This window comes from Citrobacter sp. Cpo012 (genome assembly GCF_030333015.1).
Classification (GTDB): Bacteria; Pseudomonadota; Gammaproteobacteria; order Enterobacterales; family Enterobacteriaceae; genus Citrobacter; species Citrobacter portucalensis.
Genome location: NZ_JAOWGR010000027.1, coordinates 13,596 through 32,975, shown reverse-complemented (window position 1 = coordinate 32,975; position 19,380 = coordinate 13,596). Strand labels below are relative to the sequence as shown.

22 protein-coding genes and 1 riboswitch are annotated in these 19,380 nt (G+C 54.3%); of the genes, 13 read left to right on the top strand and 9 right to left on the bottom strand.

All coding sequences use genetic code 11. From position 1 onward, the window contains the following. Positions 1-341: 341 nt before the first annotated feature. Together purH and purD are read left to right on the top strand one after the other, a co-directional pair. Entirely contained in the window at positions 342-1,931 is a 1,590-nt protein-coding gene (purH, locus tag OGX90_RS01835) for a bifunctional phosphoribosylaminoimidazolecarboxamide formyltransferase/IMP cyclohydrolase (protein ID WP_234692994.1), read from the top strand. Between the two features lie 15 nt (positions 1,932-1,946). After that, positions 1,947-3,236: a phosphoribosylamine--glycine ligase gene (gene purD, locus OGX90_RS01830; RefSeq protein ID WP_048227505.1), complete on the top strand. Its 1,290-nt coding sequence runs from the start codon at positions 1,947-1,949 to the stop codon at positions 3,234-3,236. Here the strand turns inward: purD and zraR are convergent. Together zraR and zraS are read right to left on the bottom strand one after the other, a co-directional pair. Continuing rightward, positions 3,233-4,558: a sigma-54-dependent response regulator transcription factor ZraR gene (gene zraR / locus OGX90_RS01825; RefSeq protein WP_048237134.1), complete on the bottom strand. Its 1,326-nt coding sequence runs from the start codon at positions 4,556-4,558 to the stop codon at positions 3,233-3,235. The two genes, purD and zraR, sit on opposite strands and share 4 nt — an antisense overlap. 5 nt (positions 4,559-4,563) lie before the next feature. After that, on the bottom strand, positions 4,564-5,949 hold the full coding sequence (gene zraS, locus OGX90_RS01820; protein WP_286623038.1) for a two-component system sensor histidine kinase ZraS: 1,386 nt from the start codon (positions 5,947-5,949) through the stop codon (positions 4,564-4,566). A 57-nt stretch (positions 5,950-6,006) separates the two neighbouring features. Here zraS and OGX90_RS01815 point away from each other — a divergent pair, with 57 nt between their 5' ends. Continuing rightward, positions 6,007-6,195 (top strand): hypothetical protein, encoded by a 189-nt coding sequence (locus OGX90_RS01815; RefSeq protein ID WP_048227508.1) that lies wholly within the window; start codon positions 6,007-6,009, stop codon positions 6,193-6,195. 18 nt (positions 6,196-6,213) lie between these two features. After that, the gene (zraP, locus tag OGX90_RS01810) at positions 6,214-6,657 is read left to right on the top strand and encodes a zinc resistance sensor/chaperone ZraP (RefSeq protein WP_286623036.1); all 444 of its coding nucleotides are present in this window, start codon (positions 6,214-6,216) and stop codon (positions 6,655-6,657) included. Between the two features lie 61 nt (positions 6,658-6,718). Here zraP and OGX90_RS01805 read toward each other — a convergent pair whose 3' ends face one another. The 6 genes from OGX90_RS01805 to nudC form a co-directional block, all read right to left on the bottom strand. Beyond that, entirely contained in the window at positions 6,719-7,411 is a 693-nt protein-coding gene (locus OGX90_RS01805; protein ID WP_048216366.1) for a DUF1481 domain-containing protein, read from the bottom strand. 11 nt (positions 7,412-7,422) lie between these two features. Further along, on the bottom strand, positions 7,423-7,695 hold the full coding sequence (gene hupA, locus OGX90_RS01800; RefSeq protein ID WP_001044509.1) for a nucleoid-associated protein HU-alpha: 273 nt from the start codon (positions 7,693-7,695) through the stop codon (positions 7,423-7,425). Positions 7,696-7,881: 186 nt separating this feature from the next. Continuing rightward, positions 7,882-8,472, bottom strand: a complete 591-nt coding sequence (locus OGX90_RS01795) for a YjaG family protein (RefSeq protein ID WP_003842015.1) — start codon at positions 8,470-8,472, stop codon at positions 7,882-7,884. 33 nt (positions 8,473-8,505) lie between these two features. Beyond that, positions 8,506-9,186, bottom strand: a complete 681-nt coding sequence (gene nfi, locus OGX90_RS01790; protein ID WP_008787113.1) for a deoxyribonuclease V — start codon at positions 9,184-9,186, stop codon at positions 8,506-8,508. 9 nt (positions 9,187-9,195) lie between these two features. After that, on the bottom strand, positions 9,196-10,260 hold the full coding sequence (hemE, locus tag OGX90_RS01785; RefSeq protein WP_003826889.1) for a uroporphyrinogen decarboxylase: 1,065 nt from the start codon (positions 10,258-10,260) through the stop codon (positions 9,196-9,198). Between the two features lie 50 nt (positions 10,261-10,310). Then, entirely contained in the window at positions 10,311-11,084 is a 774-nt protein-coding gene (nudC, locus tag OGX90_RS01780) for an NAD(+) diphosphatase (protein WP_003033074.1), read from the bottom strand. Positions 11,085-11,180: 96 nt separating this feature from the next. Between nudC and OGX90_RS01775 the strand changes: the two genes are divergently transcribed. From OGX90_RS01775 to thiH, 7 genes are all read left to right on the top strand, one after another. Beyond that, positions 11,181-11,669 carry an Rsd/AlgQ family anti-sigma factor gene (locus tag OGX90_RS01775; protein ID WP_032945654.1) on the top strand — a complete coding sequence of 163 codons (489 nt, stop codon included), beginning with the start codon at positions 11,181-11,183 and terminating at the stop codon, positions 11,667-11,669. A 50-nt stretch (positions 11,670-11,719) separates the two neighbouring features. Continuing rightward, positions 11,720-11,842: riboswitch (TPP riboswitch) on the top strand. An 83-nt stretch (positions 11,843-11,925) separates the two neighbouring features. After that, positions 11,926-13,824: a phosphomethylpyrimidine synthase ThiC gene (gene thiC / locus OGX90_RS01770; RefSeq protein ID WP_048227511.1), complete on the top strand. Its 1,899-nt coding sequence runs from the start codon at positions 11,926-11,928 to the stop codon at positions 13,822-13,824. Beyond that, positions 13,824-14,459 (top strand): thiamine phosphate synthase, encoded by a 636-nt coding sequence (thiE, locus tag OGX90_RS01765; RefSeq protein ID WP_032945652.1) that lies wholly within the window; start codon positions 13,824-13,826, stop codon positions 14,457-14,459. The genes thiC and thiE overlap by 1 nt, the downstream gene beginning before the upstream one ends. Further along, positions 14,452-15,210, top strand: coding sequence for a HesA/MoeB/ThiF family protein (locus tag OGX90_RS01760; protein ID WP_003826902.1), 759 nt, complete (start codon positions 14,452-14,454; stop codon positions 15,208-15,210). Before thiE ends, OGX90_RS01760 begins: the two co-directional genes overlap by 8 nt. After that, positions 15,191-15,391: a sulfur carrier protein ThiS gene (gene thiS / locus OGX90_RS01755; protein ID WP_016155307.1), complete on the top strand. Its 201-nt coding sequence runs from the start codon at positions 15,191-15,193 to the stop codon at positions 15,389-15,391. The genes OGX90_RS01760 and thiS overlap by 20 nt, the downstream gene beginning before the upstream one ends. Before the next feature lies 1 nt (position 15,392). After that, positions 15,393-16,163, top strand: a complete 771-nt coding sequence (thiG, locus tag OGX90_RS01750; RefSeq protein WP_032941566.1) for a thiazole synthase — start codon at positions 15,393-15,395, stop codon at positions 16,161-16,163. Beyond that, positions 16,160-17,293: a 2-iminoacetate synthase ThiH gene (thiH, locus tag OGX90_RS01745; protein WP_008787119.1), complete on the top strand. Its 1,134-nt coding sequence runs from the start codon at positions 16,160-16,162 to the stop codon at positions 17,291-17,293. Before thiG ends, thiH begins: the two co-directional genes overlap by 4 nt. Before the next feature lie 119 nt (positions 17,294-17,412). On the opposite strand, the gene cspG is transcribed toward thiH, so the two are convergent. Then, positions 17,413-17,625 carry a cold shock protein CspG gene (gene cspG / locus OGX90_RS01740; protein ID WP_003033098.1) on the bottom strand — a complete coding sequence of 71 codons (213 nt, stop codon included), beginning with the start codon at positions 17,623-17,625 and terminating at the stop codon, positions 17,413-17,415. Positions 17,626-18,717: 1,092 nt separating this feature from the next. On the opposite strand from cspG, the gene OGX90_RS01735 reads away from it, so the two are divergent. Both OGX90_RS01735 and OGX90_RS01730 read left to right on the top strand, forming a co-directional pair. Beyond that, positions 18,718-19,023 carry a PTS sugar transporter subunit IIB gene (locus OGX90_RS01735; RefSeq protein ID WP_020996080.1) on the top strand — a complete coding sequence of 102 codons (306 nt, stop codon included), beginning with the start codon at positions 18,718-18,720 and terminating at the stop codon, positions 19,021-19,023. 4 nt (positions 19,024-19,027) lie between these two features. After that, on the top strand, positions 19,028-19,345 hold the full coding sequence (locus OGX90_RS01730; RefSeq protein WP_008787121.1) for a PTS lactose/cellobiose transporter subunit IIA: 318 nt from the start codon (positions 19,028-19,030) through the stop codon (positions 19,343-19,345). The last annotated feature ends 35 nt before the right edge of the window (positions 19,346-19,380 follow it).

Genomic DNA, 19,380 nt, shown 5'->3' with positions numbered 1-19,380 from the left:
TGGAGGCGCATTATAGGGAGTTTCCTGCGGCCCGCAACCCTTAAATGACAGAAAAATGACTGACTGCTGCATTCCACAGCGAAACCCCGCCTTATACCCATTTACACACAGAGTTATCCACAAACCACACGATCGTTTCTACGATCCACTCGTTATATCAGCCTCCTTCAACAGAAAAAGAAGAGGTCAAAATCGAAATTTAAAAATTCGCGAGCGTTGCGCAAACGTTTTCGTTACAATGCCCCCGCAAAACAAGGATGCCCCGTAAGGGGCGTTAGCTGAGTTTTTAGCCAAGAATTCACCTAACGCTCTCTGTAATAGTCAAATCCAGGGGATTTACCATGCAACAACGTCGTCCAGTCCGCCGCGCTCTGCTCAGTGTTTCTGACAAGGCCGGTATCATCGAATTCGCTCAGGCACTTTCCGCACGTGGTGTGGAGCTGCTGTCTACAGGTGGCACTGCGCGCCTGTTAGCGGAGAAAGGTCTGCCAGTGACCGAAGTTTCCGATTACACCGGCTTCCCGGAAATGATGGATGGACGCGTGAAGACCCTGCATCCGAAAGTCCACGGCGGCATTCTTGGTCGTCGCGGTCAGGATGACGGAATTATGGAACAGCACGGTATCGCCCCTATCGATATGGTGGTTGTAAACCTGTATCCATTCGCCGAGACCGTCGCCCGTGAAGGCTGCTCGCTGGAAGATGCGGTAGAGAACATTGATATCGGCGGCCCGACCATGGTGCGTTCCGCTGCCAAGAACCATAAAGACGTAGCGATCGTTGTGAAGAGCAGCGACTACGACGCCATTATTAAAGAGATGGATGCCAACGAAGGCTCCCTGACTCTGGAAACCAGCTTTGACCTCGCGATTAAAGCCTTCGAACACACCGCCGCCTACGACAGCATGATTGCCAACTACTTCGGCAGCATGGTTCCGGCTTACCACGGTGAGAGCAAAGAGGCCGCCGGTCGTTTCCCGCGTACGCTGAACCTGAACTTCATTAAGAAGCAGGATATGCGCTACGGCGAGAACAGCCACCAGCAGGCTGCCTTCTATATAGAAGAGAATGTTAAAGAAGCGTCCGTTGCCACCGCGCAGCAGGTACAGGGCAAAGCGCTTTCCTACAACAACATCGCAGATACCGACGCGGCGCTGGAGTGCGTGAAAGAGTTCAGCGAGCCAGCCTGTGTGATCGTTAAGCACGCTAACCCGTGCGGCGTGGCGGTAAGTACCTCTATTCTCGACGCTTACGACCGCGCCTATAAAACCGACCCGACCTCCGCGTTCGGCGGCATCATCGCTTTCAACCGCGAACTGGATGCCGAAACCGCGCAGGCAATTATCTCCCGTCAGTTCGTGGAAGTGATCATCGCCCCGTCCGCAACCGAAGACGCACTGAAAATCACCGCCGCCAAACAGAACGTTCGCGTTCTGACCTGCGGTCAGTGGGCACAACGTGTACCGGGCCTGGACTTCAAACGCGTTAACGGCGGTTTGCTGGTTCAGGACAGGGATCTGGGGATGGTGAGCGAAGGCGAACTGCGCGTGGTGTCCAAACGTCAGCCGACCGAGCAAGAGCTGCGCGATGCACTGTTCTGCTGGAAAGTCGCCAAGTTCGTGAAATCCAACGCCATTGTTTATGCCAAAGAGAACATGACTATCGGCATAGGCGCAGGCCAGATGAGCCGCGTGTACTCCGCAAAGATCGCCGGGATTAAAGCGGCTGACGAAGGTCTGGAAGTGAAAGGCTCCGCCATGGCCTCTGACGCCTTCTTCCCGTTCCGCGATGGTATTGATGCTGCCGCCGCCGTTGGCGTGAGCTGCGTTATCCAGCCAGGTGGTTCTATCCGTGATGACGAAGTCATTGCCGCTGCCGATGAACACGGTATCGCGATGATCTTTACCGACATGCGCCACTTCCGCCATTAATCCACGGAGCAGACGATGAAAGTATTAGTGATTGGCAACGGCGGGCGCGAGCACGCCCTGGCCTGGAAAGCCGCACAGTCCCCGCTGGTTGATACCGTTTTTGTTGCACCAGGTAACGCGGGCACCGCACTGGAACCAGCACTGCAGAACGTGGCTATCGGCGTCACCGATATTCCAGCTCTGCTGAGCTTTGCCCAGAACGAGAAAATTGACCTGACCATCGTCGGCCCGGAAGCGCCGCTGGTGATTGGCGTGGTCGATGCGTTCCGCGCCGCTGGCCTGAAGATCTTCGGGCCAACCGAAGGCGCTGCACAGCTGGAAGGCTCCAAAGCCTTCACCAAAGATTTCCTCGCCCGTCACCAGATCCCGACGGCGGAATATCAGAACTTCACTGAGATTGAGCCAGCGTTGGCCTATCTGCGTGAGAAAGGCGCGCCGATCGTCATCAAAGCTGACGGCCTGGCCGCCGGTAAAGGCGTTATCGTGGCGATGACGCTGGAGGAAGCAGAAGCCGCCGTTCATGACATGCTGGCAGGTAACGCTTTTGGCGATGCGGGCCACCGTATCGTTATCGAAGAGTTCCTCGACGGCGAAGAAGCGAGCTTTATCGTAATGGTCGACGGCGAGCATGTGCTGCCGATGGCCACCAGCCAGGACCACAAACGCGTAGGCAACGGCGACACTGGCCCGAACACCGGCGGTATGGGTGCTTACTCACCAGCGCCGGTGGTAACTGATGAAGTGCATCAGCGCACCATGGAACGCATTATTTGGCCAACCGTAAAAGGTATGGCGGCGGAAGGGAATACCTACACCGGTTTCCTGTACGCGGGTCTGATGATCGACAAACAGGGCAATCCGAAGGTTATCGAGTTCAACTGCCGCTTCGGCGATCCGGAAACCCAGCCGATCATGCTACGCATGAAATCGGACCTGGTGGAGCTTTGCCTGGCCGCCTGCGACGGCAAGCTGGATGAGAAAACCTCCGAGTGGGACGAACGCGCCTCGCTGGGTGTCGTCATTGCTGCCGGAGGTTATCCGGGCAACTACAACACCGGAGATGAAATCCACGGTCTGCCGCTGGAAGAAGTAGAAGACGGAAAAGTGTTCCATGCAGGCACTAAACTCGCCGAAGACGATCGTGTGTTGACCAGCGGTGGTCGCGTGCTGTGCGCCACCGCCCTGGGTCATACCGTGGCTGAAGCGCAGAAACGCGCTTACGCCCTGATGACCGACATCCGCTGGGATGGCAGCTTCAGCCGTAACGACATCGGCTGGCGCGCCATTGAACGCGAGCAACGCTAACGCGAAATTTTCGCCAGCAGCGTTTTACGCGTAATGCCTAACTGACGGGCGGCTTCCGTTTTATTGCCGCCCGTTTTTTCCAGCGCCGCCAGAATCACCTCTTTTTCGACATCCACCAGCGGTTGGATCTCGCCACTGAATTCCGTTTTTATCGGCGTCGCGGCAATCGCCATCGGCAGCTCGCGTTCGGAAATATATTCTCCCGTCAGCAGCACCACCGAGCGCTCAATCGCATTTTCCAGCTCACGAATATTGCCCGGCCAGTCGTAGTGGATCAGCAGATCCATCGCCTGCGGAGTAAATCCTTTCACCGCTTTACGGTTACGCGCGGCAAAACGCTGGAGAAAATGTTCGGCTAACAGCGGAATATCTTCCCGGCGCTGGCACAGCGCTGGCATTTCAACGGTGACGACGTTCAGGCGATAGTAGAGATCCTGACGAAAGCGCCCGGCACTGACTTCCTCGGCCAGATTACGATGCGTGGCGGCGATCAGCCGGACATCAACCGCAATAGTCTGATTGCTACCAACACGCTGCACTTCTCGCTCCTGGATAGCCCGCAGCAGACGTACCTGCATCAGCGGTGAAATATCACCGATTTCATCAAGAAATAACGTGCCGCCATCGGCTTCCACAAAGCGACCTTCCCGCCGTTTATCCGCCCCGGTAAACGCCCCTTTCTCGTGACCAAAAAGTTCGGACTCCAGCAGCGATTCATTAAGCGCCGCGCAGTTGAGCGTCACCAGCGGTTTATCGCGACGGGCGCTGCTGGCATGTAGCGCCCGGGCCACCAGCTCTTTCCCCGTACCGGAGTCTCCGTGAATAAGCACCGTCGCATCCGAAGGAGCAACCATCGCAATTTCGTTGAGCAACTGCTGCATCGCCGGACTGCTGCCAATCATGCCAAACTGCGCAGCCGACGCCGATGGCAGTTCAGCGCCCGTTTCCCGCGTATGCGCCAGCGCCTTTTCCAGCGTCTCCTGCAGACGGTCAAAATCCAGCGGCTTGATTAAGTAGTCCAGCGCCCCGGTTTTAAGCGCTTCAACGGCAGTCTCCACGCTGGAGAACGCCGTCATGATCAAGACTGGAATCGCCGGATTCAGCGCTTTAATCTCTTTCAGCGTTGCGATGCCGTCCATCTCCGCCATGCGTACATCACACAGCACTAAATCAAATACGCGTTCGCGCACCTGTTCCAGCGCCGCTCGCCCGCTATAGGCCAGCGCGACCTCATAACCCCAGCCGCGCAGCAGCGCCTGTAAAATGGTGCAGTGGCTGATATCGTCATCTACCACCAGAATATTGATTTTTCCGCGCGTCATCCTTGTTAATCCTGTTGTTTCGCTTTGGTCGGCAGCCAAAGGGTAAAGGTCGCGCCTTTGCCCTCAACGCTTGCCACCTGAATGGTGCCACCGTGCTGTTCGATAATGTTCTGCACTACCGCCAGCCCGAGACCGGTTCCGTCGGCTTTGGTCGTAAAGTAAGGCGTAAAAATGGCCTCCAGCTGTTCCGCCGCAATCCCCTTCCCAGTATCGGTAACCACAATTTTAACGCGATCGCCGCTGCTTTCATTCGCTTCAACCGTGATCGTGCCCTGACGACCAATCGCATGAATGGCGTTCAGATACAGATTCAACAAAACCTGAGTCAGTCGGTCAGGATCGGCCTGGATAGCGGGCAGCGTAGAATTGGCCGAAAAGCGGAGCTGGATTTCCCGGCTTGCCGCATCCTGACTCACCAGGTGTAATGAGTGGGTGATAACCTCATTGAGATCCACCTTTTGCAGCGTCAGATGCGCAGGTTTCACCAGCTCCAGCAACTCACTCACCACCCGATTTAAACGATCCGCCTCTTTCGCCATCACCTGTGCCAGCTCGTGCGACTCGCCTCCTGCCGGGGTTCGCTCGGCAAAATACTTCGCTAACCCTTTGATCGATGAAAGCGGGTTACGAATTTCATGCGCCACCCCAGCCGCAAGATGACCGAGCGCTAACAGTTTTTCTTTACGCTTCATCGCATCCTGGAGTTCTTTGTACGAGCGCTGATAGCGCTGATACCAGAAGAACGTCAGCACGGTGGCCAGCAACACAGCCGCCAGCGCAGAGAGGACTATCAGTGTGTTACGCCACTCCCTTGCCTGAGTCGCTGTCAGATCGCTGGCATCAAAGGCGATAAATATGGTTTGTGCTGGGGAGATAAGCTGCCCGTCATTGCTGGCACAGCGCGCCATGCCGTGGCGTCCTGGACCATACATCGGCTGAAACTGGCGATAAATTTCCAGTGCTGGCGTTTTTTCACCATCCCTCGCTGGAATTTCAATATTCCGCCAGCTTTCTTGCTCCCCAGGACTAAGCTGTCGCAGGACATCCGATGAATAGAGCGTTTTGCCGACCATCGCGGAATTGCTGTGGGTAATAATGACACCATGCTCATCGACGACAGCAAACCATAGCACGCCAGGCTGTACAGCCATTTCCTCCAGTAGCGTCTGCTGTTGTGCATGATGCATGCGCATCCCCATGCCTACGCGCGTACCAGACTCCAGAGCGCGAATGAGCACACTGCCTTTTTCCAGTAGCGTTTGTCGTGCGGCGCCACTTTCCCGCCCATAGTCCCGAATGGTCATAATCGAAAACCAGCCGACCAAAATCAGGATTGCCGCCAGCAAGAGTCGGCTCAACCACTTTGCCACCGTATCCTTATAAAGACGCATACGCTCTCCCTTCACCCCGCTTGTTCCTTTCATCGTTGCAGGTATACAGCAGAAATCATGCCATTTTTTCCCCCTGATAACCCTGCCCTCAGACACAAACAGCTGAAAGTAACGGGTAAAAATGACTCGCTGGCGCGTTCTGGCGAGTCATTTTTACTCGTTTCCCTGCAAAGACGGCGGGTACAACGCCCGCAGGACTCGGATTGCCGCTTTGGCACGGAAGATGCAAAAGGGAATGTAAGCTAACCAACAGGAGAACGAACGATGAAACGGAACAACAAACTGGCACTGATTGCACTTTCTCTTATCGCACTAGGCTCCACCCCGGTACTGGCACAGAATCACTGGGGATATGGTGATGGAATGCAGCAACGGGGCGGTACGCCAATGACCGCTGATCAGCAGGCTGCCGCACAGAAAATCTATGATGATTATTATTCCCAGACCAGCGCGTTGCGCCAACAGCTGACATCCAAACGTTATGAGTACAATGCTCTATTAACGGCCAGCTCGCCGGACACGGCAAAAATTAACGCCGTTGCAAAAGAGATGGAAGCGTTGAATCAGTCTCTGGACGAGCAGCGCGTTAAACGTGATGTCGCAATGGCGCAGGCTGGCGTGCCACGTGGAGCGGGAATAGGCTACGGCGGATGCGGCGGTGGCGGTAACCATCGCGGCGGCGGTCATATGGGAATGGGCCACTGGTAAAAGACTTAATGCCTGATGACACTATACGGATCAGGCCTGCTGATTTCCTGTATTCAGGTTTTCAGAAAGTTTTGGCTGTAGGCTGCCAGTGACAAAAATCTTCATTGGCGACCAGCAGTAGCTGCGACCCTTCGGGCGCTTCCAGCCATGCCACACTCACCTCTACGGATGAATGTCTCTGGCGGCGCTCGATATGGTTTATCGCCCACGACTCCAGGTCTGGCTTCAGCGTTTCACCTTCACAGGTTGTGACCGTGTTATCCGCATGCCAACGTCCCTGACGCAATATCACCCGTCCCTGACGCAGCGCATCGCTGGTCTGGCGAATTTGATCGGCACGATAGCGGTAAAGCGCGATTTGATCGCTGGAAAGCTGCTGCTTTTGCCCGTCGACTTCACGCTGCATGAAGCTCAGTTCGCCCCGGTCATCGAAGCGTATACGGACATGTTCAGCCGGTTTACTGTAAACGTTGAGTTCTATCAGAGAGAGCGAATCACCCTGCCAGCGGTATTCACTGGTAGTGGTTTCGCCTTTACGCCACGGACTAAATACCGAGAGCAAGTGAACATCGTCACCGGAGTCTTTACGCCAAATGCGTACCGCCCCCTGATCGCCAACATAGCCGCTGGCCGTGAACGGAGGAAGCTCAGAATGGCTACCGCAGGCTGACAGTAACAGAACACCTGAAAGCCAAAGCGAATGACGCCAGATGGACAAAAGGGGCGAAACCGCCCCTTCGTTAAAACTGTTCACTGCCACGCGAATTACTTAACCGCGTCTTTCAGTGCTTTACCAGAAACAAATGCCGGTACGTTAGCTGCGGCGATTTTGATTTCTTTACCGGTCTGCGGGTTGCGGCCAGTGCGCTCAGCACGGTGGTTCACTTTGAAGGTACCGAAACCAACCAGTTGTACAGCATCGCCTTCTTTCAGAGACTCAGTAATAGCAGCCAGAGTGGATTCCAGAGCAGCTTTAGCCTGTGTTTTAGACAGTTCTGCTTTGTCTGCAATTACATCAATCAGTTGAGTCTTGTTCATAAGTTATCCTTACAATGTGTTTATCGCTTGCTAAGCATCGAGTGCGACGGAAATGCCAGAAAAGCACTCTCCTGCATACACGCACCGATAGCCACTTTTTTTCGCCCCCCAAATGTAGACCAGACCGGGGGCGGATGGGAAGCCTTCAGGCACGACAAATCAGGCGTTAAATCACGTTTTGTGGTGTCATTGCTGAAAATTTATACCAATATTGCTCTCGCCAGCCTCGCGCAGGTCTGCACGCAGCCCTTTTATCAGCTCAATATCGCGTTCTTCACAGTCGGCTAAAAGTCGGAAAATTTCCCACTGAATATCCCATTCTTGCTCAACGGCAGGGTTCTCTTTGAGCTCTTCATCGGTCATTTCGCGACCAGCCTGAGTCATTTCCAGCATCGCAACCGTCGTAATCGAAGCCTTACTCACTTCGATTGCATGCTCCAGCGTTTCACCGCTAAGACGCGAATGCATCAGCTCGCTTAATGCCACACAGGCATCAATCGCCGGATAAACACCGTACAGATCGTAATCGTCTGCAGAAGGAATGGCCTCTTCAAATTTTTCCAGCTGGCTGTCGAAATTGATTTTCGCGTCTTTAACCGTCAGCGCTTCCCAAATCAGATCCAGAATTCGGCGGTAAATCTGTCCATCGCCAAATTCAGTTTGCTTGCAGAACATGGCGTAGTTTGGGTACATGCGTTCGCACAGACAGGCCATAAACGTGACGTGCTGCCAGCTTTCCAGCTTCTCCAGACGCAGGTGAATCGGATTTTGTAACATGATGAGTTCTCAAATACGGAAATTAGCCGCAGTTTACCCGATATAGGGCGTTTTTGCTGCAAGCCGAGTAAAAGCCGGGCGTTCGGATGCTACCGCATCTGCCCAGCGTGTTGGTTCCGGCAAACGATAGCCGTTCATACAGCGTTGAACCCACGCCAGTGCGCTGTCCATACTCACGCGGTGACCCGTAGAAATAAACAACGGGTTACAGCGCGCTTTGCTGCGCCAGACCCATGCCAGTTGTTCGCCTTTATCCAGCAACGGCGCTAGCGCACCAGGTTCAGCAGCGAGCGGTTCAAACTTGCCGCACAGCCGCTTTTTCGCCACGCCGATCGTCGGGACATCCACCAGCAGACCAAAATGGCTGGCCACGCCCAGACGACGCGGGTGAGAAATACCATGCCCGTCAACGAACAGCAGATCTGGCTTGTGCGAGAGCAGTTGCCAGGCGGCCATCAGCGCGGGAGTTTCACGAAAGGAGAGAAAACCGGGAATGTAGGGCATGGTGGTAGCGATACGCGCCACCTTGTATTCGACCAGTTCAAGCGTGGGATACTTCAGTAAGACCATCGCGGCTCGCGTCACTTCGCCACCCTGCTCAAACCCAACGTCCGCCCCGCCGATCAGATCCGGCGGATCGTTCTTCAGACGATCCTCGCGGATCACTGAAGAGGCCAGTTCAAGCTGCTGCGCGCGTAATGACGCGAGATCCATGATAACTCCTTAGCGGTGGTACTGTTCGGACAACCGATGTACCGCCTCCACAAAGACACCCGCATGTTCTGGCGGGACGTCCTGATGAATGCCGTGGCCCAGGTTAAAGACATGCCCTTCACCCTGACCGAATCCGGCCAGAATTGTCGCCACCTCTTCTTCGATGCGGGCTGGCGGCGCATACAGCATGGACGGATCCATATTGCCCTGGAGCGCCACTTTATGACCTACACGACGACGCGCATCGGCAATGTCAGTGGTCCAGTCGAGACCTAACGCATCACAGCCGGTTTCCGCCATCGCTTCCAGCCACTGACCACCGCCTTTGGTAAACAGCGTCACCGGTACGCGACGACCTTCGTTCTCGCGCAGCAGGCCATCAACGATTTTGTGCATGTAGTACAAAGAGAACTGCTGATAATCGCGACCGGTCAGCACGCCACCCCAGGTGTCGAAAATCATCACCGACTGCGCACCCGCTTTGATCTGCGCGTTCAGGTACAGCGTGACGCTCTTCGCCAGCTTATCAAGCAGCAGATGCAGCGCTTTAGGATCGGCGTACATCATCTTTTTAATCACGGTGAAGGCTTTGCTGCTGCCGCCTTCAACCATGTAGGTCGCCAGCGTCCACGGACTACCGGAGAAGCCGATCAGCGGCACTTCGCCTTTCAGTTCACGGCGGATAGTACGCACCGCGTTCATCACGTACCCCAACCCATCTTCCGGATCCGGGATCGGCAGTTTGTCGACGTCAGCCTTGCTGGTAATCGGAGAGGTAAAGCGTGGACCTTCTCCTGCTTCAAAATACAGCCCGAGTCCCATCGCATCCGGGATCGTCAGGATATCCGAGAAGAGGATCGCGGCATCAAGTTTATAGCGACGCAGCGGCTGCAACGTGACTTCGCAGGCCAGCTCGGCATTTTTGCACAGCGCCATAAAATCGCCCGCTTCGGCACGGGTAGCTTTGTATTCCGGTAGATAGCGGCCTGCCTGGCGCATCATCCATACCGGAGTGACATCAACGGGCTGGCGCAGCAGCGCACGCAGATAACGATCGTTCTTCAGTTCGGTCATTTTTGCAGTTCCTTATTGCGTCAGTCCATCAGTGTATCACCACTCGCTCTTTACTCGTACTCAGCCCGACACATTGCCACAGTGTCTTCAATCAATCGACGCGCGACAGTACCCGGCGGGGGTAAGAGCGGTAAGTCGTCATAGCGATACCAGTTCGCTTCCAGCAGCTCTTTCGGGTCGATGACGATTTCGCCGCTATCATACTCCGCCATAAATGCGGTCATCAAAGACTGTGGGAATGGCCACGGCTGAGAAGTGACATAGCGCAGATTTTTCACCTTAATCCCGCTTTCTTCCATAACTTCACGCGCCACCGCCTGTTCTAAGGTCTCACCTACTTCGACAAAACCCGCCAGTACGGTATGCACGCCGTTACGATGGCGAACATGTTGGGCAAGCAGGATGGAATCATCTCGGCGAATAGCGACGATTATGCACGGGGCAATTTGCGGGTAATAACGTTCACGGCAGTGGCTACAGAGCATCGCCCACTCCGTTTTACTCGGGTGCATGGGATGGCCGCAGTAGCCGCAGAATTTATGCGAGCGATAGAACTCCGCCAGCTGTACGCCGCGTCCGGCCAGTTGAAACAGGCCAACATCCTGGTCAATGACCTGGCGCACCGACCCCATATCGTGTCGACGCTGCTGCTGTACCAGCCAGACAGTTTCCCCTTCCCACTCGCCTATTGGCAGCGCGCGCTGACCAATCAGATCAAAACGGGCTGCGTCGCCATAAGGTAGCTCGCCATGAGGTAACCATAACTTTTGCTCATGACTGACGATCCACCAGCCGCTATCTAATTTTTCAATTATACGATCCATATCTCTTGCGCAACCTTTGCTTCACAGGCATGTTGTTTACATTATTTTTACATTTACGGGTGAGCAGTTCCTAAACACCATCTTGCGGAGTCAATCATGCTAAACCAGCTGGAAAGCCTGACGGAGCACGTCGGAGGAAGTAATAAACTGGTTGATCGCTGGCTACATGTACGTAAGCACCTGCTCGTGGCTTACTACAATCTGGTTGGCATTAAGCCTGGCAAAGAATCGTACATGCGACTCAATGAAAAGGCGCTGGATGATTTTTGTCAGAGCCTGGTCGATTACCTCTCCACCGGACACTTCAGTATTTATGAACGTATTCTCCATAAATTGGAAGGGAACGGGCAGCTTTTAAAAGCCACAAAAATTTGGCCGCTGCTGGAAGCCAATACGCAGCTGATCATGGACTACTATGACTCCAGCCTGGAAACTGCGATTGATCATGATAACTTCCTTGAATTTCAACAGGTTTTATCGGATCTCGGCGAGGCACTGGAAGCCCGATTCGTGCTGGAAGATAAGCTGATCATGCTGGTATTTGACGCAATGCACGAGAGTAACACTCTCAAACGTCATGCTTGAGATTTGCGGCATTAACGCGTAGTTTACATTCATTACCTCTTTACTGAGGTTACTTCTTGTCGGAGTGCTTATTTTCCACAGCAGCATGAGTGGAAAAGGCTGAGACCGTTAATTCGGGATCCGCGGAACCTGATCAGGTTAAAACCTGCGAAGGGAACAAGAGTCAATCTGCAATAGCATCGCCCCCGGGCGAGCTTCTCTCTTGCTTCATCCGTCGTCTGACAAGCCATATCCTTACTTTTATTTGGAATGAGCTATGTCTGCCACTACTAAACCATCACGCCGCGAACAGCGCGCTCAAGCCCAACACTTTATCGATACCCTGGAAGGGACCGCCTTCCCTAACTCAAAACGCATTTATATTACCGGTTCGCAGCCGGATATCCGCATTCCGATGCGCGAAATTCAGCTCAGCCCAACACTGACTGGCGGTAGCAAAGACAACCCGCAGTTCGAAGAGAACGAAGCCGTTCCGGTATACGACACCTCCGGACCGTATGGCGATCCTGACGTGGCGATTAACGTCCAGCAGGGTCTGGCAAAGCTGCGCCAGCCGTGGATTGCGGCGCGTAACGATAGCGAAGAATTAGACGACCGGAGTTCCGCTTATACCAAAGAACGTCTGGCCGACGATGGCCTGGACGAGCTGCGTTTCACCGGCCTGCTGACGCCAAAGCGCGCCAAAGCGGGTAAACGAGTCACCCAACTGCACTACGCCCGCCAGGGAATAGTGACCCCGGAGATGGAGTTCATCGCCATCCGTGAAAACATGGGCCGCGAGCGCATTCGCAGTGAAGTGCTGCGTCACCAGCATCCGGGGATGAACTTTGGTGCACGCCTGCCGGAAAACATCACGCCGGAATTCGTGCGTGATGAAGTGGCCGCGGGCCGCGCGATTATTCCTGCCAACATCAACCACCCGGAATCCGAGCCGATGATTATCGGTCGCAACTTCCTGGTGAAGGTTAACGCCAACATTGGTAACTCTGCCGTCACCTCCTCCATTGAAGAAGAGGTAGAGAAGCTGGTGTGGTCGACGCGCTGGGGCGCTGACACGGTGATGGATCTCTCCACCGGTCGCTATATCCACGAAACCCGCGAGTGGATCTTGCGTAACAGTCCGGTACCGATCGGTACTGTGCCGATCTACCAGGCGCTGGAGAAGGTCAACGGGATCGCCGAAGATCTCACCTGGGAAGCCTTCCGCGACACGTTGCTGGAGCAGGCCGAACAGGGCGTCGACTACTTCACCATTCACGCGGGCGTGCTGCTGCGCTACGTGCCGATGACTGCCAAACGCCTGACCGGCATTGTCTCACGCGGCGGTTCAATTATGGCGAAATGGTGCCTTTCTCATCACAAAGAGAACTTCCTGTACGAACATTTCCGCGAGATTTGCGAAATCTGCGCCGCCTACGATGTCTCTTTGTCGCTGGGTGACGGCCTGCGCCCGGGTTCAATTCAGGATGCGAACGACGAAGCGCAGTTCTCCGAGCTGCATACGCTGGGCGAGCTGACCAAAATCGCCTGGGAATACGACGTGCAGGTGATGATAGAAGGTCCAGGTCATGTGCCCATGCATATGATCCAGCGCAACATGACCGAAGAGCTGGAGCACTGCCATGAAGCACCGTTCTACACTTTAGGACCGTTGACCACCGATATCGCGCCGGGCTACGACCACTTCACTTCCGGGATCGGTGCGGCGATGATCGGTTGGTTTGGCTGCGCGATGCTGTGCTACGTCACGCCAAAAGAGCACCTCGGCCTGCCGAACAAAGAAGATGTTAAACAAGGGTTGATTACCTACAAGATTGCCGCCCATGCAGCTGACTTAGCAAAAGGTCATCCGGGCGCGCAGATCCGCGATAACGCCATGTCGAAAGCGCGCTTCGAATTCCGCTGGGAAGACCAGTTTAACCTCGCGCTCGACCCGTTCACCGCCCGTGCCTACCACGATGAAACCTTGCCACAGGAATCCGGTAAGGTCGCCCACTTCTGCTCCATGTGCGGGCCGAAGTTCTGCTCGATGAAAATCAGCCAGGAGGTTCGCGACTACGCTGCTGCACAAACAATTGAAGTCGGCATGGCGGATATGTCGGAGAACTTCCGCGCCAAAGGCGGCGAAATCTACCTCAAAAAAGAGGAGGCATAATGTACCAGCCTGATTTCCCGACCGTGCCGTTTCGCCTCGGGCTTTACCCGGTGGTAGACAGCGTGGAATGGATTGAACGCTTGCTGCAGGCGGGCGTACGCACCATCCAACTGCGCATTAAAGATAAGCGTGATGAAGAGGTCGAAGCCGACGTTATGGCCGCCATTGAACTGGGGCGTCGCTATGACGCCCGCCTGTTTATCAACGACTACTGGCGTCTGGCAATTAAGCACCGCGCTTACGGCGTACATCTGGGCCAGGAAGACCTTGAAACCACCGACCTGAAGGCGATTCAGGCGGCGGGGCTACGCCTGGGGGTCTCCACTCACGATGATATGGAGATCGACGTCGCGCTCGCCGCCAAGCCTTCTTATATCGCGCTGGGTCATGTTTTCCCCACGCAAACCAAACAGATGCCTTCCGCCCCGCAGGGACTCACGCAACTGGCAAACCATATTGAACGATTAGCGGATTACCCGACCGTCGCCATTGGCGGTATCAGCCTTGAGCGCGCCCCGGCGGTACTGGCGACCGGCGTCGGCAGCATTGCCGTGGTCAGCGCCATTACCCAGGCGGCTGACTGGCAGGTCGCCACGGCCCAACTACTGGATATCGCGGGAGTGGGCGATGAATGACCGCGACTTTATGCGTTACAGCCGACAGATCCTGCTCGGCGATATCGCCATTGAAGGCCAGCAAAAGCTACTCGATAGCCATGTGCTGATTGTCGGTTTAGGCGGGTTAGGTTCGCCTGCCGCGCTGTATCTGGCGGGAGCAGGCATCGGAAAACTGACGCTGGTAGACGATGACGACATTCATCTGAGCAACCTGCAGCGCCAGATCCTGTTTACCACTGATGATATCGCACGTTCAAAATCGCAGGTTGCCCAGCAGCGCCTGACGCGGCTCAACCCAGATATCGAGCTGGTGTCACTCCAGCAGCGACTGAAAGGCGATGCGCTTCGGCATGCGGTAGCGCGTGCCGATGTGGTGCTCGACTGTACCGATAATATGGCCACGCGCCAGGAAATTAACGCCGCCTGCGTAACGCTCAACACCCCGCTCGTCACCGCCAGCGCCGTCGGCTTTGGCGGCCAACTGATGGTGCTGACGCCCCCGTGGGAACAAGGATGTTACCGCTGCCTGTGGCCGGACGATGTAGAGCCCGAACGCAACTGCCGTACCGCCGGTATCGTCGGACCGGTTGTGGGCGTGATGGGCACCTTGCAGGCGTTGGAAGCGATTAAATTGCTCAGCGGTATTGAGACGCCCAGCGGAGAGCTACGCCTGTTTGACGGTAAAACCAGCCAGTGGCGCAGCTTCGCACTACGACGCGCCAGCGGCTGCCCGGTATGCGGAGGGCAACATGCAGATTCAGTTCAATGATGAGCCGATGCAGTGCGCCGAAGGACAAACCGTCAGTGGGCTGCTCACTGCGCTTAATCAGCTTAAACCGGGCGCGGCGCTGGCGCTCAATCAGCAGATCCTCCCGCGCGAGCAGTGGGAGCAGCAAATCGTGCAGGAAGGCGACCAGATCCTGCTTTTTCAGGTTATTGCAGGGGGTTGATATGTTACGTATTGCCGACAAAACGTTTGATTCGCATCTGTTCACCGGCACCGGAAAATTTGCTTCATCGCAGCTGATGGTCGAGGCGATTCGCGCCTCCGGCAGCCAACTGGTAACGCTGGCCATGAAGCGCGTGGATTTACGTCAGCACAACGATGCCATTCTGGCGCCGCTGGTAGACGCTGGTGTGACGCTGTTGCCCAACACTTCGGGGGCAAAAACTGCTGAAGAGGCGATTTTTGCTGCCCAGTTGGCGCGTGAAGCGCTGGGCACAAACTGGCTGAAATTAGAAATCCACCCGGACGCCCGCTGGCTGTTACCCGATCCAATCGAAACATTGAAAGCCGCAGAAGCACTGGTGAAAAAGGGCTTCGTGGTACTGCCTTACTGTGGCGCAGATCCGGTGCTGTGCAAACGGCTGGAAGAAGTAGGCTGTTCTGCAGTCATGCCGCTCGGCGCGCCCATCGGTTCTAATCAGGGGCTGGAAACCAAAGCGATGCTGGAGATTATTATCCAACAGGCGACCGTGCCGGTGGTGGTTGATGCAGGCATCGGCGTCCCCAGCCACGCCACGCAGGCGCTGGAAATGGGTGCCGACGCGGTGTTGGTCAATACGGCAATCGCGGTAGCCGACAGCCCGGTGATGATGGCAACCGCCTTCCGTCTGGCCGTTGAAGCTGGCTTGCTGGCACGCCAGGCGGTACCAGGAAGCAAAAGTTCGCAGGCAAGTCCCACCAGCCCGTTAACCGGATTCCTGGAGGCCTTCGCATGAAAACGTTCAGCGACCGCTGGCGACAGCTGGACTGGGACGACATCCGCCTGCGTATCAACGGTAAAACCGCCGCTGACGTGGAGCGCGCCCTCAACGCTTCGCATCTTAGTCGCGACGATCTGATGGCATTGCTCTCTCCTGCCGCCGCCGATTATCTGGAGCCGCTGGCGCAGCGGGCGCAGAAGCTCACCCGTCAGCGTTTTGGTAACACGGTGAGCTTTTACGTGCCGTTGTATCTCTCCAACCTTTGCGCCAACGACTGCACCTACTGCGGTTTTTCGATGAGCAACCGTATCAAACGCAAAACGCTGGACGAAGATGAGATAATACGGGAGTGTGCGGCTATCCGTGAGCTGGGCTTTGAGCATCTGCTGCTGGTCACCGGTGAACATCAGGCAAAAGTGGGGATGGATTACTTTCGTCGCCATTTGCCCGCCATTCGCCGCCAGTTCGCCTCTTTACAGATGGAGGTACAGCCGTTGTCAGAGGCTGAATATGCAGAGCTGAAGACGCTGGGGCTGGATGGCGTAATGGTGTATCAGGAGAGTTATCATGAGGCAACTTACGCTCGTCACCATTTAAAAGGGAAAAAGCAGGATTTCTTCTGGCGCCTGGAAACGCCGGACAGGCTGGGCCGCGCAGGGATCGACAAAATCGGTCTTGGCGCGTTGATTGGTTTGTCCGACAGCTGGCGGGTTGATTGCTATATGGTGGCTGAACATCTGCTATGGATGCAGCAGCATTACTGGCAGAGCCGTTACTCTATCTCCTTCCCTCGCCTGCGCCCATGCACCGGAGGCGTTGAGCCTGCATCGATCATGGATGAGCGACAGTTGGTCCAGACCATTTGCGCGTTTCGTTTACTGGCGCCAGAAATTGAGCTGTCGCTCTCCACCCGCGAATCGCCATGGTTTCGTGACCATGTGATCCCGTTGGCGATCAACAACGTCAGCGCCTTCTCAAAAACCCAGCCCGGTGGTTATGCCGATAACCACCCCGAACTGGAACAGTTCTCCCCGCACGACGATCGTCGCCCAGAAGCCGTTGCTGAAGCACTCATGGCCCAGGGTTTACAGCCCGTGTGGAAAGACTGGGACAGCTATCTGGGGCGCGCTTCACAGGTACCGTAGGTCAGGAGCAATCGCATAAACAAAAAAACCCGCTTTCGCGGGTTTTTTCTTCACTGGCACTTAACTGCTCGGGCTCTGGCCTTCATCGCTATCGTAAGCGCTCGTGAAATTATCGGCGATTACAGCGCGACAACGTTAACAGCAGACGGGCCTTTAGCGCCATTCTCCACGGAGAACTCCACCTTTTGACCTTCGTCTAACGTTTTAAAATCGTTACTCTGGATAGCGGAGAAATGTACAAACACATCCTTGCTACCGTCCTGAGGAGTGATAAAGCCGAAGCCTTTATCAGAGTTAAACCATTTTACTAAACCAGTCATTTTGTTAGACATAGATACTTCCTTTCATGTTTTTGAGCCGCTTATGCAGCGAAGATGGCCTGTTTTGCAGAAATTAACTTATGGGGCACTTAGGGAGGAGGCTCATGAAGAAGAGTATCTGAGGATAACGCTTGAACTGAGAACTGCTTTACTAAAACTGCTTGCATAAGGTCTGTGTTCCAAACCGATGCCGCTATAGTAGACCTACTTCTAATCATTAAGCAAGCATTAATTTTTTTAATACCCACTGAGTGATGCAATGTTGAACCATCGCGGCTAAGCATCCTGGATAACAGCTTGATCTACAATGAACAAAAGCCCCGACTATTGCAGTCAGGGCTTTACGTTACTACACACTTCAAATTTAACATTAATAAACTTAACGATTTAATACTGCTGATGGTACTACTTTAAAATGTACACGTTTACTACAGATAATATTGGATATTGATACTAACTGAAGCTTTCCTCTATTTACCGTTAAACACATTCCACCCGCTTGATAATAGAACTCAAGGCTGGTGACCTAAACAAGTACACTTCCCCTCGCGACATATACTCTTTGATGCGTTGCCTTATTTCCCTTGTGATAACCAGAAAAGCAGAAATCACAAACATTTACTATAAAATCATGGCGTTACATCGTCGCGCTTTACTGACTTTTTGCGATTAGATATATCAACTACGTGGCCTGAAAGCATTGTCGAAGTGAAAAATAGCGTTTTCAGCATCGACTATCCCATACAAAAAATACTTCGTGGCCTTTATCGCAAACCCCAATCAAGCTCTACTAACACTTACTACGTTAACAGCAAACTACAATTTCTCCGCTGTTAAGTATTAACATACGGGTTTAAAAAACGCTGTCAATACTGTTTTTTATAACATGTCTTTATTGACAGTGATTATATATTCCAGCATGTGATAAGCGAGTCAAAAAGCCGCTGGCTCTGGTCCAGAACGCAGGGTTCTGCCTCTTTTTGTAACCGGTTTCAGAAAAAGCGGCTTTCTTTGTGATGCCTTGCACACAATCGTTGCAAAGCAGTTGTTGCTATAGCTGGCTCGCGATAATTATCAACTCACACATGTTGATCGAGACTGCTTATGAAAAACATCGTTTTATGCTGTGCCGCCGGAATGTCCACCAGCATGCTGGTGCAAAGGATGAAAGATGCCGCCCAGAAAAAAGGCGTCGACGTCACTATCAAAGCCGTCCCGGTGGCCGAGTTTGAAGAGAATATCTCTACAGCGGATATCGTTTTGCTCGGTCCACAGGTTAAGTATGAACAGGCCAAGCTACAGGCGATCGCCGACCCACTAGGCAAAAAGGTCGCCGTTATCGACATGATGGATTACGGCATGATGAAAGGCGATGCGGTACTGGATAAGGCGCTGAAACTACTGGAGTGATGGTATGGAAGAGTTAGAAACGATCATCATGGAGTTATTGGTAAACGCTGGCGCTGCCCGCAGCCAGGCCCTGACGGCACTGCAACTGGCGCGTAAGGGTGATTTCGCCGGTGCAGAACAAGCGATGACGGAATCACGCGAGTACGTCAAACAAGCGCATAAAATCCAGACCCAGCTGATCGGTATTGACGAGGGCACTGGCAAACTACCGGTTAATCTCATCACCGTCCATTCGCAGGACCACCTGATGAATGCCATGGTGATTCAGGATCTGGCCGGCGATATGATTGAGCTTTATCGGCGGTTACCACCGATAAATTAATGACACTGCCGGATGGCTTCGTAGACCTGATAAAC